This window comes from Bacillus cereus group sp. N24, from assembly GCF_016483345.1.
Taxonomy (GTDB): Bacteria; Bacillota; Bacilli; order Bacillales; family Bacillaceae_G; genus Bacillus_A; species Bacillus_A toyonensis.
Map to the genome: position 1 here is coordinate 1 of NZ_JAEHCA010000005.1, position 14,136 is coordinate 14,136.

Here is a 14,136-nt window from a genome sequence, read left to right on the forward strand (position 1 = left end):
GGGATTGCCCGCAGTTAACCCTCACTACTAGCCAATCACTTGACTAGCAGGGCTTACTGATATATTTAATTAACTTTGGTTATAATTGGTTAAATAAATCGTAACAGTTAGTTACCCTTTTTATTTTGTTTGAAAAAAGTGAGTCGGTAGTCATTTCGCTCCTAAGGAAATGTTGAGGAGAAGAGAAATAACTACCTACTCAAATGGTGGGCATATTCCTTCTGATTTTTTATATCTTGCGTATTGCCTCTTGAGGGAAGGAGGAGAGACGATGTACGCATGATATAAGTAAGGCACTTCTTTCAATATGAATGATGGAGTTTCATGTTGAGAGAAGTTTTTATTTTTTATTGCCTTTGTGAGTATATTATGAGGGAATGCTGAGAGGGTGTTTGTCCTGTTGAAAAAATGTTGAGAATTTCTCAACGGTAAAAAGAATTAGTGTTGACATGAAACTAAAAGGTGTTATATCATTCAAATACAACTAAAAGGTGTTATGTTTTAATGCCGGATAAAGGAGCTAAAAAAATGACTCAACAAAATACATTAAACGATATTAAACAAACAATCGTTTTTAACGCGTCTATTCAAAAAGTATGGAATGTAGTGTCAACTGCAGAAGGAATTGCATCATGGTTTATGCCGAATGATTTTGAATTAGAGGTAGGACATGAGTTTCATGTTCAATCACCATTTGGACCGTCACCATGTAAAGTGTTAGAAATTGATGAACCAAACCATTTATCTTTCTCATGGGACACAGATGGCTGGGTTGTTTCATTCCATTTGAGAGACTTAGGAGAGAATAAAACAGAATTTACATTAATTCACGGCGGTTGGAAACATCCTGATGAAATTCTGCCGAAAGCGAATGCGAAGAGCTCTATTATTCGCGATAGAATGAATGGCGGCTGGGTAGCGATTGTAAATGAAAAACTGAAAAAGGTTGTTGAAGGATAAATGTCTTCGTCAGCAGCGAAATATGATGTATTTCAAGCAATTGCTGATCCGACCCGCCGAGAAGTGTTACGGTTATTAAGTGATAAAGAGTTACCAATTTCAAAAATAACGGATCATTTTCCGATGAGTCGTACGGCTGTTGTGAAGCATCTTCATATTCTTTCAGAAGCGAATTTAGTAAGTGGAAGAAAGAGTGGAAGAGAGAAGATATATTGTTTGCAGCCGGAGCCGTTAGAAGAATTAAAGCAGTGGCTCTCATATTATGAACGATTTTGGGATAATAAATTGTCCGTGCTTAAACATATTGTGGAGAATGAAGAATAAAAGAGGATGACCATTTGGGTCATCCTCTTTATTATTGCTCACTTGTTTGTGTAGCTGGTTTTAATAAGAGCCAAGCAATAATTAATGTAAATACTGCTAATACGAAAGTACTCATATAAATAACGTGTACACTTGCTGCTAATGCAGATTGTGATTCAGTTGCTACGTTTGCTGTAGTTCCGCCGTGTCCGCCAGATACAAGATCAAGGTTTTTAATACCACGTGCGTGAATCATCGTATTGAAGATTGTACCGAATATTGCAGCACCTAACGTTTGACTAAATGTGTTAATAAATGTGTTTAAACCAACGGCTGTTCCGCGTGTATGAGCTGGTACGGCTGCTTGAATTGTTACCATGTAAATAGGTGTCACAAGCCCCATGCCTAAGCCGAATAATCCGACTGCAACATAAATAAGGAATGATGGTGAATTTGTTGACAATGTAAATAATAAGAAGGTGGCAACTGATAAAATGCTAGCTCCAAGTAAAATAATTTGTTTCGTTTGTAATTTGCCAACTAAGTTACCGGAGAACATAGCACCGAATGTCCACATAACAGGAATTGGCATTAAAATGAGTCCAGCTTCTGTCGCATTTTTTCCTAATACACCTTGGCTCCAAATTGGAAGGTACATTGTAATACTAATAATCATCGCACCGGCAATAAGAGTTAATATGTTTATCGTAGATAATGTACGGTTAGAGAAAAGTGCTAGCGGAATTAATGGTTCCGGAGATTTTTTCTCGATGTATAAGAAAATAATGAATGACACAGCCGCAAAGATTAATAGACCGATGATTGTAATGTCTCCCCAGTTTTGCTTACTGCTACCTGTTAATAATGCGTATAGTAAAGCAATTGTACTTAATGAGAAGACTGTCGCACCAAGATAGTCGATATGCTGCTTGGCGGCAGACTTAACAGATTCCTTATAAGAAGTGGCAAACATTAAGCAAGCGATAATTCCGAAAGGAACGTTTAAGAAGAAAATATAGCGCCAAGAAAGAGAATCAACTAAAAAACCACCTACTAACGGCCCGACAACACCAGATACACCCCAAACGGCACTCATCCAGCCCTGTGCTTTCGCGCGGTCTTTCGCTTCGCTATATAAGTCTCCAATAATCGTCATTGTGATTGGCATAACAGCGCCAGCGCCTATACCTTGAAGAGCACGGAAGAAGATTAATTGTTCCATCGATGTAACGACACCGCAAAGTGCAGAGCCGATTAAAAAGATTGTAGCTCCGATAAGCAGAACTTTTTTACGACCGAATAAATCAGCCAATTTTCCGTATATTGGAGTCGAAACCGCTGTGGCAAGCATATAAATTGCGTAAACCCAGCTAACAAGTTCGACGCCTGACAAATCACTCGTTATACGAGGGATTGCTGTACTAACAATCGTTCCTTCTACGGCAGAAAGAAACGTCATTAGCATTAAAGACACCATGACTTTTTTTCTCATATGTTTTCCCCTTACCCTTTTTTAAATATTCAACAATATAAAATATAAAGGTACTAAGGTATATAAAGCAACAAATAAGTAATGGGAAGTTAGGAGGAGTGTATATTTGTCGCTTATTGTCGGTAAGTCGATATATTTGAGAAATCGCCGATATAAGTTGCAGAATCGCTGATATTTTTGAAACATCGCTGATATAAGTCGTGGAATCGCTGATATAATTTCGTGTACCTATAAAAAAAGAAACAGGAATCCTGTTTCTTTTTTAATATTGCATTTTCGCATTTTCTCCAGCTGTAGTTCCAGCAATTCTACCAGTAACGAGAGCAGATGTAATGTTATAACCGCCCGTATAACCGTGAATATCAAGAACTTCTCCGCAGAAATATAAGCCATTCGTGAATTTAGAAGACATTTCTTTCGGATTAATTTCTTTAACAGATACGCCTCCGCCAGTAACGAATGCTTTTTCAATTGACTGCGTACCATTTACATTCACAGTAAATTCTTTAAAGTCTTTCACAAGTGCACGAATCTTTTCATGAGAAACTTGTCCAGCTTGTTCGCTACCGTCAATTTCATTTTTTTCTAATAAGAATAGGAAGTAACGCTCGGGAACGTATCCTTTTAACACATTTTTAATTCCTTTTTTCGGATCTTCTTTCATTTGTTTCAGCATGCGCTGGAATAGTTGTTCACTATTTTCTTCTGGTAATGCATCAATACTCATTTGTATTGTATTCGTTTTAAACTTTTTCAGTGCTTTCACGACGAATTGACTACAGCGAAGAGCAGCAGGACCAGATAGGCCGAAATGAGTGAAGAGCATGTCCATTTTGTGAGAAATGATAGCTTTTCCTTTCGGGTTTAATACGCTTAAGTTTATATCACGTAAAGCAAGACCTTGTAATGAGCGATCACGTATAAACGGCTCGTTTGAAAGGATTGGTACTTCTGTTGGAAATAATTCTGTAATTGTATGACCACCTTTTTCAGCCCAAGCGTATCCGTCTCCAGTAGAACCAGTTTGAGGAACAGATTTTCCGCCAACAGCGATAACGACGTGATTCGTTTCTAACACTTCGCCTGTTTGTAATACAACTGCTTTCGTTTGACCATTTTCATATTCAATCGTTTCAACAGGTGTATTCGTACGGATTTTTACACCTAAATCTTTTAATCGTGTTAAAAGTGCGTCTACTACCGATTGCGCTTTGTTTGATACAGGGAACATACGGCCATGATCTTCTTCTTTCAATTTTACCCCGAGATTTTCGAAGAATGTAATAATATCTTCATTATTAAAAATAGAAAAAGCGCTGTATAAGAAGCGGCCATTTCCTGGTATATGTTTAACGATTTCATCAAGTGGTAGACGGTTCGTTACGTTACAACGACCACCACCAGAAATCGCAAGTTTGCGCCCTAGTTTATTTCCTTTATCAAGAAGTAAGACATTTGCGCCTTCTTCTGCAGCACCGATTGCAGCCATTAGCCCAGAAGGCCCGCCACCGATTACAATAACATCATAATGCATAATATATCGACCTCATTTTCTACATTTCCTGCCTAAAAGAATAGCATGTTTTCCCTTAAAAGAAAAATAGAGTGAAGTACTGCTTGAGGGGAGAATTGTGGTACAATACAAAAGTTAGAGTTCAGCGTTATATAGGAAGTAGGAGGATTTTCGTATGTCCGATTCAAAATTTCTGCGCGGAACGCTTATTGTGACGTTAGGGACATTTTTAGTAAAGTTCTTAGGCATGATTTACGTCTTTCCGTTTCATGCATTAGTAGGCACAGAAGGCGGAACGCTCTATACATATGGATATATTCCATATACGATATTTTTAAGTATTGCAACGGCAGGGGTGCCGCTTGCTGTTTCAAAGTTTGTTTCCAAATATAATGCACTTGGAGATTATAAAACGAGCCGAAGAATGTTCCGCTCGGGAATGGTTATGATGATAGTAACAGGAGTTCTTTCCTTCTTAGTACTGTACATGACCGCACCATTATTTGCAGAAGCAATGCTTGGTAAACAAAGTTTACAAAATAAGGTAGAAGAAGTTACGACGATTATTCGCCTCGTAAGTTTCGCACTTATTGTTGTACCGGCAGCAAGTTTGATTCGTGGTTATTTCCAAGGTCACCAATCGATGGGGCCGACTACGGTGTCACAAATTATTGAACAAATTATTCGTATCGTCTTTTTATTAGCGGGTAGTTTCATCGTTATTAAAATACTTGGCGGTACAGTAGCAACAGCAGTCGGAGTTGCGACATTCGCTGCATTCGTTTCAGCAGTTGGAGCACTCGGCGTATTAATTTGGTACTGGTTAAAACGTAAAAAATATTTGGATCAATATTTAATTGAACAAACTGTACCAGAATCGACAGTAAGTACCGTTCAATTGTTTAAAGAGTTATTTGCGTATGCAATTCCTTACGTTGTAATTGGGTTAACAATTCCTTTATATCAACAAATTGATACATTGACATTTAACTCTATTATGCAGGCAATTGGTCAAGGTGATATCGCAGAGCGAGCGCTCGGTATTTTCACAATGTGGACGCATAAATTAATTATGATTCCAGTATCGCTTGCAACAGCGTTTAGTTTAACGCTTGTACCAGCGATTACAAAATCATTTACGGAAAAACAATATCGCTATTTAAAATTACAAATTACACAAACATTCCAGGCGAATATGTTTTTAACATTGCCAGCAGTTGTCGGTATTTCAACACTGGCTTATCCAATTTACACTGCGTTTTACGATTCAGATCCATTAGGTGGACAAGTGTTAATGTGGTATGCACCAGTTGCATTGTTATTTGCTTTATTTACGGTAACAGCCGCGATTCTGCAAGGGATTAATCAACAAAAACATGCGATTGTCGCACTTGTTATGGGTGTTATTTTGAAATTTGTATGTAACGTAATCTTTATTCGATATTTCGGTACAGTAGGAGCGATTTTAGCTACTGCAGTCGGTTTCTTAGCGTCCGTATGGTATACGAATAGACAAATCCAAAAACATGCACACTATTCATTTGGTGTTGTATATAAGAGAACATTCCAAATTGCGGTATTAACACTTGTAATGGTCGTGGCGGTAAAACTATCACAGTGGATTCTATCCTTCATGATTTCGCCAGATGGCCGTATTGGTGCTTTAATTACAGTTGCGATTTGTGCAGGTGTTGGTGGTCTTGTTTACGGTCTGTTAGCAATTCGCACAGGAGTACTTGAAAGAGTATTTGGCGGAGAAGCGTTAGAGAAAATCCAGCGTAAACTTGGCAGTAGATTCAAAATAAAGTTGAAATCAAAAGGGGCGTAAATACGTCCCCTTTTCTATGATAAATAAAGAAGGTGAAAAACGTGAGATTAGATAAATTATTAGCGAATATGGGATACGGAAGTAGAAAAGAAGTAAAGAAATTATTGAAAGACGGCGTTGTGAAGATTGATGGAACGCCGGTGAAAGATGCAAAGGTTCATGTAAATGTAGAAGAGCAAGAAGTTATGATTCACGGTGAAGTTGTAGAATATAAAGAGTTTGTTTATTTAATGCTGCATAAACCACAAGGTGTAATTTCAGCTACAGAAGATGATAATCACGAAACAGTAATAGATTTATTAGAACTAGAAGATGCAATCTTTGATCCGTTCCCAGTTGGACGACTTGATATCGATACGGAAGGTTTCTTATTGATAACAAATGACGGGAAGTTATCACATCAATTATTATCTCCGAAAAAGCATGTGCCGAAAAAATACTATGCACACGTTGCAGGAGTTGTAACGGAAGAGGATGTAAAAGAGTTTGCTAAAGGTGTTATTTTAGACGATGGTTATGAAACGAAACCAGGCGCACTTACAATATTAAAAAGCGATGATATTTCTGAAATTGAGCTTGTGATTACAGAAGGAAAATTCCATCAAGTGAAGCGCATGTTTGAAGCAGTAGGGAAAAAGGTTGTTTACCTAAAGAGAACAGAGATGGGTCCGTTAGTATTAGATGAAGAACTAGAACTTGGAGAATACCGAGAGCTAACAGATGAAGAAGTAGAAATGTTAAAAACATATCAAGTAGATACTGAGAAGTAGTCCTGTTTTTAGGCGCAGAAAAGACCCCTTTCTAATGAGTTAGAAAGGGGTATGTATTTATTTACATACAATTATTTTTTCGTTATGAGGTCATTCTCACTTTCTTTCCTGTTGTTGTCCACTTACCGCGGCAAGGGCTATACACGAGTTCATTAAACTGCAACACATTTAGATCACGTTGTATCGTTCGCGGTGTGATCCCGAACTCATCTACAAGGTCTTTCGTCGTTACCGTTCCGTTTTCATTGATGTACATATAAATTGATTTAATGCGTGTTAGCATACGAGTAGTTGTAGGTTTCAAGAGAAAACCACTCCTCTACTAGTTTTTTTGACCCCATTCAGGAAAGAAGGTCGTTACTACCATTGTACTCTACATGATAAAATTCATGCTTTAATCTACTTAAATTTTACAAAAGTTTAACAAAATTTCATATAGAAAAATATTGGTAGTTGACATTGTATATATGATCAGTCAACTAACACATAAAATTCTACGTAAAACGCCAAATTCCTGCAAAATTTTTTGAAAAAATAAAAGAAAAACTAATGGGAAATATCTGAAATATTACAATTGTTCGGTATTTGACTTTCGTGTATGGCATAAGGGATTTCGGTTTGCTATGATGAAAGAGATAATATAGCGAAGGATGGATGCGTGATGTCAGCGATTAATTGGACAGAAGAAGTTGCAAAACGAAAAGATGATTTAATTCGTGATACACAACAATTTTTGCAAATTAAAAGTGTGTGGGAAGAAGAGTCGGCGAAAGAGGGCGCACCGTTCGGTGAAGGTGTAGAAAAAGCTTTATCTTTCATGTTACATAAAGGAGAATTAGAAGGTTTTGCTTCTAAAAATTTAGAAGGTTATGCAGGTCATCTTGAAATGGGACAAGGAGAAGAACTAGTAGGTATTCTTTGTCATGTTGATGTTGTACCAGAAGGAGATGGCTGGACGACTCCTGCATATAGTGCAGATATTCGCGAAGGAAAGATTTTTGCACGTGGTGCAATTGATGATAAAGGCCCAACGATGGCAGCTTATTATGCGATGAAAATTGTGAAAGAATTAGGGTTGCCTCTTTCAAAACGCGTTCGTATGATTTTAGGAACAGATGAAGAAAGTAACTGGAAATGTGTAGATCACTACTTTAAAAACGAAGAAATGCCAACAATAGGTTTTGCGCCAGACGCGGACTTTCCAATTATTAATGCAGAAAAAGGAATTTCTGATATACAAGTTGTGCAAAATGGTAGTGAAGAGAAAAAAGGTGTATATGAACTCGTTTCATTTGAGTCAGGCCGCCGTTTAAACATGGTTCCTGATTTTGCAAAAGCGGTTATTACAGGAGAAGATGTAAATGCACTTACAGTAGCATATGAAGAGTATTTACAAACGGCTAAAAAAATAGGGAACTCAACTATAGAAGGAAATACAGTGACGTTGCAAATAGAAGGAATTTCAGCGCACGGATCTACTCCAGAAAAAGGAGAAAATGCAGGTTTACTATTAGCAAACTTCTTAACTACAGTTTCACTTGATGGAAAAGCAAATGCATTTGCGACATTTGCAGCAAAAACATTTACTGGTGATATTTTTGGTGAGAAAGCTACTATTGCTTATAAAGACGAAGTTAGCGGTCCGTTAACAGTGAATGTCGGTCGCCTTTCTTATACGAAAGAAAACGGTGGTAACTTAGGGTTAAACGTACGTTACCCAGTTACGACTAACTTTGAAGAAATGATTGCGAAGTTAAAAGAATACGTTAGTATTCATGGATTTGAAGTAGCGGATTATTCTAACTCTCGTCCGCATCACGTCGATAAAGACCACGTATTAATTCGTACGCTGCAGCGCGTGTATGAAGAACAAACAGGAGAAAAAGCAGAGCTATTAGCAATCGGCGGTGGTACTTACGCCCGTTCATTGAAAGCTGGCGTTGCATTTGGCCCGCTATTCCCTGGAAAAGAAGAACTTGCGCATCAAAAAGATGAGTACATTGAAATTGAAGACTTATTAAAAGCAACAGCAATTTACGCGCAAGCAATTCATGAATTAGCGAAATAAAGGATATATGAATAATGACCGCTCTCTACTTTAGAGGGCGGCTTCTTTTTAACTGAATGAGATAAGAAAGAAAAGCAACAATAAAAAGAAGGAGATGATGTAAATGGAGCCGCATTATTTTGTCGCAATTACTTTACCAAATTATATAAAAGAAGTGCTCTCTAATTATAAAGAGGATATGGAGGAGGAATTACCATTTCGCTCGTGGGTACATAAGGAAGACTATCATATTACCCTTTCCTTTTTAGGAAGTGCGACAGAGGAACAATTAGAAGGAATAAAGAATGGATTACAAACACTTATAGAAAAAAAGGAACTACCTTTCACATTACAAGGATTTTCAACATTTGGCATGGAAGACAGGCCACGTATTTTTTGGGCGAAGGTAAGTGAAAATCATGAGTTGTTTCAGTTACAAAAGCAAGTGCATGCGATTTGTGAAGGGAATGGGTTTTCTTTAGAAACACGTCCGTATCATCCACATATTACTGTTGCTCGTAAATGGATGGGAGAAAAAAAGTTTCATTTGGAAAATATAAAAGAAGTGCCTGAAATATCATTTCAAGCGGATACAATTACTTTATACGAATCTCACGTGAAGGAAACGCCGAAATATAAATCGATTGCTGAAATAAAACTACAAAAATAGAATGTATGAAAACGTTTTTTATACAGGTGAATATACTATAGAGAATAATGGAGTTACTGTATAGAGTCTTGCTAATAAGAAAAGTTTTATTATTTGCAGCTCGTATACTCACACAAAGGCCCGATTGGTGGGGGCTAATAATCAGCAGGGGATACTCCGAATTGATTAAATATTCACTTTATTTTAATTTTGAGAATGATGGTGATTTTTTTATGTTGAAAGTAAAACGTCCATTTGATGCCTATTTAGATGAAATGAATAAAATTACAATTTTGCTCCCACATGCGTATGGAACAAGTCGGACATTTCGTTTGCAAGAAGGAAATAATGTGAAAGATTTACCGATTGCTCATACTATTGCGCTTCCGGATGCAACAAAGTATGAGTGCTTTATAGAAGAGTCACTAGATGTGGGGAAGTATTATACAGTACGAGATGAACGGAACGAAGAAACGGATTTACAAATAGGCGCTGTTATTCGAACGGCAATTTTTGATGAGAAGTATTATTACGAAGGCACAGATCTAGGTGCTGTATACAAAAAAGAAGCAACAACATTTAAAGTGTGGGCTCCAACTGCGAGGCTTGCAAAAGTAAGATTTTATAAAAGTGATAAAGAATATACCGATTATGACATGCATAGAGAAGAAAATGGTGTTTGGGTTCATGCATTACAAGGGGATCATGATGGGGCTCGATATACCTTCCTCGTCTGTATTAATTTAATATGGAATGAAGCGGTGGATCCATACACAAAGTCAACGACTGCAAATGGGAAATACGGTGTTGTTATCGATTTGGAAAAGACGAATGTAACGAGACGAGAGGAATTACCACCATTACAGTCAATGACAGATGCTATATTGTATGAACTGCATATTCGTGATGCGACTATTCACCCAAATAGTGGAGTGAATAAAAAAGGAACATATAGAGGGTTGATGGAAGAGGGAACGACGGGACGGAATGGGACGTTAACAGGATTGTCTCATATAAAAGATTTAGGTGTTACACATGTTGAATTATTACCGTTATCTTGTTTCGGTGGTGTAGATGAGGCAAATCCTTCCGGCGCATATAATTGGGGTTACAATCCATTATATTACAATACGCCAACGGGGTTTTATGCTACAAACCTTTCTGATCCGTATAACAGGATAGTAGAGTGTAAGCAATTGATTGAAACATTTCATGAGAACGGTATCCGAGTAGTTATAGATGTTGTATATAATCACGTTTATGAAAGAGAACTATCATCATTTGAAAAGCTTGTTCCAGGTTATTATTTTCGCCATGGCGAAGATGGTATGCCTTCTAATGGGACGGGAGTTGGAAATGATATAGCGTCTGAACGAAAAATGATGAGGAAATTCATTATAGAGTCTATTTTATATTGGCTGACGGAATACAATGTTGATGGATTCCGATTCGACTTAATGGGGATTTTAGATGTTGATACAATGAACATAATAGAAAAAGAAGTGCGAAACATAAAGCGAGACGCATTGTTATTAGGAGAAGGATGGGATTTACAAACACCGCTTCCTCTTGAGGAAAAAGCAACGTTAAATAATGCAAGAAAAATGCCACATATCGCGCAGTTTAATGATCAATTTCGTGATGGAATAAAAGGTAGCACATTTAATGTAAATAAACGTGGTTTTGCGTTTGGTGGGCATGTAGACTGTCAGCATTTACAGTATATAGCATCAGGTAGTTTATTAAGTGTGAAAGAAACAGGATTATTTCTAGAACCGGTACAAAGTATTAACTATGTAGAATGTCATGACAACATGACGATGTGGGATAAACTAGTGCACAGTAATGAAGAACCGGAAGAGATTTTGAAAAAACGGCACCTTCTAGCAAGCGCAATAGTTATTCTTTCGCAAGGAATTCCTTTCTTACACGCAGGACAAGAGTTTTATCGTACGAAGAATGGAAATGAAAATAGTTATAATGCAAATGATGAAATAAATCGATTAGACTGGGATCAAAAAGAGAAAGAGATGGAGACAGTTAACTATATAAAAGGGTTAATTGCGATTCGCAAAGAGCACGGGGCATTCCGATTACAAAACGCAGATCTTATAAAAAAGCATATGACTTTTTTGCAAACATCTACAGAAGTACTTGCATACCACCTAGAGCATGTAGAATTGTTTGGGCCGTGGAAAGAAATTGTCGTTTTATTTAATAGCGGTTTGGAAGCTAAAACGGTGCAGCTTCCAAAAGAAGGAACGTGGCATGTGTTAGTAAACGAAAAGCAAGCGAAAATAGAGCCAATTTCTTCATTTAGAGGAAAGGAGCTTCAATTGGCTCCCATTAGCACGTATATATTGACGATAATGTGACAAATCGCTACTTGACGATGAGAATGTAATAAATGTAGAATTGACAAAGGTGACGATTTTGATAAGTTGTCATTCTATGAGTGGTTTTGTAAAATAAAATAGAGAGTTTTTGGCTTATGCCAAGTTTTCTTTTCATTTACAGTAAAATATATATGAATCCACAACATGTGTAGAAATGTTGCGGTTTTTCTTTTCATAACTATAAAAGATAAGGATTTGTTAACGGGTAATGAATATGGAATGGTTGGAACAATTATTAGGAAAAGAGTGGAGTCTTGTACCGGCTGGTGGAGTAACGGGCGATGCATATATTGCGCAAAACGGACAACAGAAGTTATTTTTAAAGCGGAATACATCGCCCTTTTTAGCGGTATTGTCAGCAGAAGGAATTGTTCCAAAATTACTTTGGACAAGAAGGGTAACGAACGGTGATGTGATTTCTGCTCAAAAATGGCTTCCGGGACAGAAGCTAGAGCCAGAGGATATGAAACTAGAACGTGTTGCGAAACTTTTGAAGAAAATACACTCCTCTAAAGCGCTTGTGCAGATGATTCAAAGACTTGGGAAGCAGCCGCTTCACGCCCAAGAGTTATTACAACAATTGCAACTTGTTTTAAGGGGAGATATAAGGGTAGATGAAACAATTCAGCAAGGCCTTCAATATTTAACGGATTCATTAAAAAGTATTGAATACAATGAATTCGTTGTATGCCATTGTGATGTAAACCATAACAACTGGATATTGTCGGACGAAGATGAGTTGTTTTTAATTGATTGGGATGGAGCTGTCATTGCTGACCCAGCTCTAGACCTCGGTATGTTATTATACTGGTACATTCCGCGTCATGAATGGAGTGAGTGGCTCGGGTATTATGATATTGAAATGGATGAATCATTGCTTAGGCGTATGAGATGGTATGTAATAGCACAAACGATTTTATCTATTCAATGGCACACAACAAAAAAACAGCAAGCAGAAGCTGAATATTGGCATCAATATTTACAGCAACTACTTGCTTCAGAATAATACTTAAGAAAAATTGTCCATTCCAGCAATCCACTGAGTAAGTTGTTCTTGATTATTGGAAATATGGTTGTCCAAATTAGAGGAAGATTTACCCGATTGACTATAAGAATATACATCGTTTAGCATTGTTTTAGCGTCATTACTTATATTATCGTTTGCGAGTAACGATTGAATGAGGCGCTCTAATTGCTCGCATTCAGAAACTGTCCCGCAGCAATCGCTTTGGTGATTGACTAAAATATCTTTCAGCACTTCTAATTGATGTTGTTGACTAATTGGCATGAACGGATCATCCTTTCGATTGTTTTTCTCTTCTCGGAATGTAAGAGAAAAAGCTACGTCGTCATGGAATGTTTAATGCTGTATGTAGTTTTTATCAAAATGGTACATCTTATACTTGAAAGAAACGGACCGAGTGCTCGTACGTACTTGGTTTTTTGTTTGGTAGATTGATTAAAACAGAAAAAAGGAATCATTCCTTTAAAATAGCTTTGTAAAGAGAGGGAGACATCTATGCGTTTAAGACATAAACCATATGCATTAGATCGAATTAATGAGTATTCACATATCGTAATTGGAAATCCAGAAGAGCGCGCGGGTAATTGGAAAGAAGTATTTGGAAATGAACAACCCATTCACATTGAAGTAGGTACAGGTCGTGGCCGCTTTATGTACGATATGGCAAAAGCAAATCCACATATTAATTATATTGGAATTGAAAAATTTACGAGTGTTGTTGTAGATGCACTTGATAAATTAATTGAAGAAGAATTACCGAACTTAAAGTTAATAAATAAAGATGCTGAAGATTTAACAGTTTTCTTTGCAAAAGGTGAAATTGATCGTGTTTATTTAAACTTCTCAGATCCATGGCCGAAGAATCGTCACACGAAGCGTCGTTTAACGTATAAAACGTTTTTACGCAATTATGAAGAAGTGTTAGTAGAGGGCGGAGAAATTCATTTCAAAACAGATAACCAAGGGTTATTTGAATACTCTCTAATGAGTATGGCTGAGTATGGTATGTTACTAACTTACTTAAGCCTAGATCTTCATAACAGTGATTTTGAAGGTAATATTATGACTGAGTACGAAGAGAAGTTCTCTAGTAAAGGTCATCGTATTTATCGAGTTGAAGCGAAGTATCGCACAGAGCCTATGCAGTAATGCAT

Annotated in this window: 13 protein-coding genes; 9 read left to right on the forward strand and 4 right to left on the reverse strand. The window is 37.2% G+C overall.

What is annotated here, in order from left to right; all coding sequences use genetic code 11:
- The first annotated feature begins 528 nt into the window (after nt 1-528).
- Entirely contained in the window at nt 529-960 is a 432-nt protein-coding gene (locus tag JDS95_RS09590; protein WP_033661377.1) for an SRPBCC family protein, read from the forward strand.
- Nucleotides 961-1,284 (forward strand): ArsR/SmtB family transcription factor, encoded by a 324-nt coding sequence (locus tag JDS95_RS09595; RefSeq protein WP_000098843.1) that lies wholly within the window; start codon nt 961-963, stop codon nt 1,282-1,284.
- A gap of 31 nt (nt 1,285-1,315) precedes the next feature.
- Here the strand turns inward: JDS95_RS09595 and JDS95_RS09600 are convergent, their stop codons facing one another.
- Nucleotides 1,316-2,755, reverse strand: coding sequence for an MDR family MFS transporter (locus tag JDS95_RS09600; protein WP_001228036.1), 1,440 nt, complete (start codon nt 2,753-2,755; stop codon nt 1,316-1,318).
- A 262-nt stretch (nt 2,756-3,017) separates the two neighbouring features.
- Complete coding sequence (locus JDS95_RS09605; protein ID WP_000558865.1) at nt 3,018-4,289, reverse strand: BaiN/RdsA family NAD(P)/FAD-dependent oxidoreductase; 1,272 nt, start codon at nt 4,287-4,289, stop codon at nt 3,018-3,020.
- 154 nt (nt 4,290-4,443) lie between these two features.
- Here JDS95_RS09605 and JDS95_RS09610 point away from each other — a divergent pair, with 154 nt between their 5' ends.
- Together JDS95_RS09610 and JDS95_RS09615 are read left to right on the forward strand one after the other, a co-directional pair.
- Complete coding sequence (locus JDS95_RS09610) at nt 4,444-6,096, forward strand: putative polysaccharide biosynthesis protein (protein WP_001284037.1); 1,653 nt, start codon at nt 4,444-4,446, stop codon at nt 6,094-6,096.
- A 41-nt stretch (nt 6,097-6,137) separates the two neighbouring features.
- Nucleotides 6,138-6,866 carry a pseudouridine synthase gene (locus JDS95_RS09615; protein ID WP_001234942.1) on the forward strand — a complete coding sequence of 243 codons (729 nt, stop codon included), beginning with the start codon at nt 6,138-6,140 and terminating at the stop codon, nt 6,864-6,866.
- Nucleotides 6,867-6,948: 82 nt separating this feature from the next.
- Here JDS95_RS09615 and JDS95_RS09620 read toward each other — a convergent pair whose 3' ends face one another.
- The gene (locus JDS95_RS09620) at nt 6,949-7,170 is read right to left on the reverse strand and encodes a DeoR family transcriptional regulator (protein ID WP_000805512.1); all 222 of its coding nucleotides are present in this window, start codon (nt 7,168-7,170) and stop codon (nt 6,949-6,951) included.
- A gap of 357 nt (nt 7,171-7,527) precedes the next feature.
- On the opposite strand from JDS95_RS09620, the gene pepV reads away from it, so the two are divergent.
- The 4 genes from pepV (at nt 7,528) to JDS95_RS09640 (ending at nt 12,964) form a co-directional block, all read left to right on the forward strand.
- Nucleotides 7,528-8,934, forward strand: coding sequence for a dipeptidase PepV (gene pepV, locus JDS95_RS09625; protein WP_001274243.1), 1,407 nt, complete (start codon nt 7,528-7,530; stop codon nt 8,932-8,934).
- A 103-nt stretch (nt 8,935-9,037) separates the two neighbouring features.
- Nucleotides 9,038-9,583 (forward strand): RNA 2',3'-cyclic phosphodiesterase, encoded by a 546-nt coding sequence (gene thpR / locus JDS95_RS09630; RefSeq protein WP_000433243.1) that lies wholly within the window; start codon nt 9,038-9,040, stop codon nt 9,581-9,583.
- 212 nt (nt 9,584-9,795) lie between these two features.
- Complete coding sequence (pulA, locus tag JDS95_RS09635; protein WP_085450535.1) at nt 9,796-11,937, forward strand: type I pullulanase; 2,142 nt, start codon at nt 9,796-9,798, stop codon at nt 11,935-11,937.
- 229 nt (nt 11,938-12,166) lie between these two features.
- A complete protein-coding gene (locus tag JDS95_RS09640; protein ID WP_002039786.1) occupies nt 12,167-12,964 on the forward strand; it encodes a phosphotransferase family protein in 798 nt (265 codons plus the stop codon).
- Between the two features lie 3 nt (nt 12,965-12,967).
- On the opposite strand, the gene JDS95_RS09645 is transcribed toward JDS95_RS09640, so the two are convergent.
- On the reverse strand, nt 12,968-13,246 hold the full coding sequence (locus JDS95_RS09645) for a YtzH-like family protein (protein WP_001122853.1): 279 nt from the start codon (nt 13,244-13,246) through the stop codon (nt 12,968-12,970).
- Nucleotides 13,247-13,477: 231 nt separating this feature from the next.
- On the opposite strand from JDS95_RS09645, the gene trmB reads away from it, so the two are divergent.
- Nucleotides 13,478-14,131, forward strand: coding sequence for a tRNA (guanosine(46)-N7)-methyltransferase TrmB (gene trmB, locus JDS95_RS09650; RefSeq protein WP_001239372.1), 654 nt, complete (start codon nt 13,478-13,480; stop codon nt 14,129-14,131).
- Nucleotides 14,132-14,136: the final 5 nt, after the last annotated feature.

Excerpts from the sequence above, each read along its gene's own strand:
- JDS95_RS09590 (WP_033661377.1), top strand. The coding sequence starts at position 529 with ATGACTCAACAAAATACATTAAACGATATTAAACAAACAATCGTTTTT.
- JDS95_RS09595 (WP_000098843.1), top strand. The coding sequence starts at position 961 with ATGTCTTCGTCAGCAGCGAAATATGATGTATTTCAAGCAATTGCTGAT.
- JDS95_RS09600 (WP_001228036.1), bottom strand. The coding sequence starts at position 2,755 with ATGAGAAAAAAAGTCATGGTGTCTTTAATGCTAATGACGTTTCTTTCT.
- JDS95_RS09605 (WP_000558865.1), bottom strand. The coding sequence starts at position 4,289 with ATGCATTATGATGTTATTGTAATCGGTGGCGGGCCTTCTGGGCTAATG.
- JDS95_RS09610 (WP_001284037.1), top strand. The coding sequence starts at position 4,444 with ATGTCCGATTCAAAATTTCTGCGCGGAACGCTTATTGTGACGTTAGGG.
- pepV (WP_001274243.1), top strand. The coding sequence starts at position 7,528 with ATGTCAGCGATTAATTGGACAGAAGAAGTTGCAAAACGAAAAGATGAT.
- thpR (WP_000433243.1), top strand. The coding sequence starts at position 9,038 with ATGGAGCCGCATTATTTTGTCGCAATTACTTTACCAAATTATATAAAA.
- pulA (WP_085450535.1), top strand. The coding sequence starts at position 9,796 with ATGTTGAAAGTAAAACGTCCATTTGATGCCTATTTAGATGAAATGAAT.
- JDS95_RS09640 (WP_002039786.1), top strand. The coding sequence starts at position 12,167 with ATGAATATGGAATGGTTGGAACAATTATTAGGAAAAGAGTGGAGTCTT.
- JDS95_RS09645 (WP_001122853.1), bottom strand. The coding sequence starts at position 13,246 with ATGCCAATTAGTCAACAACATCAATTAGAAGTGCTGAAAGATATTTTA.
- trmB (WP_001239372.1), top strand. The coding sequence starts at position 13,478 with ATGCGTTTAAGACATAAACCATATGCATTAGATCGAATTAATGAGTAT.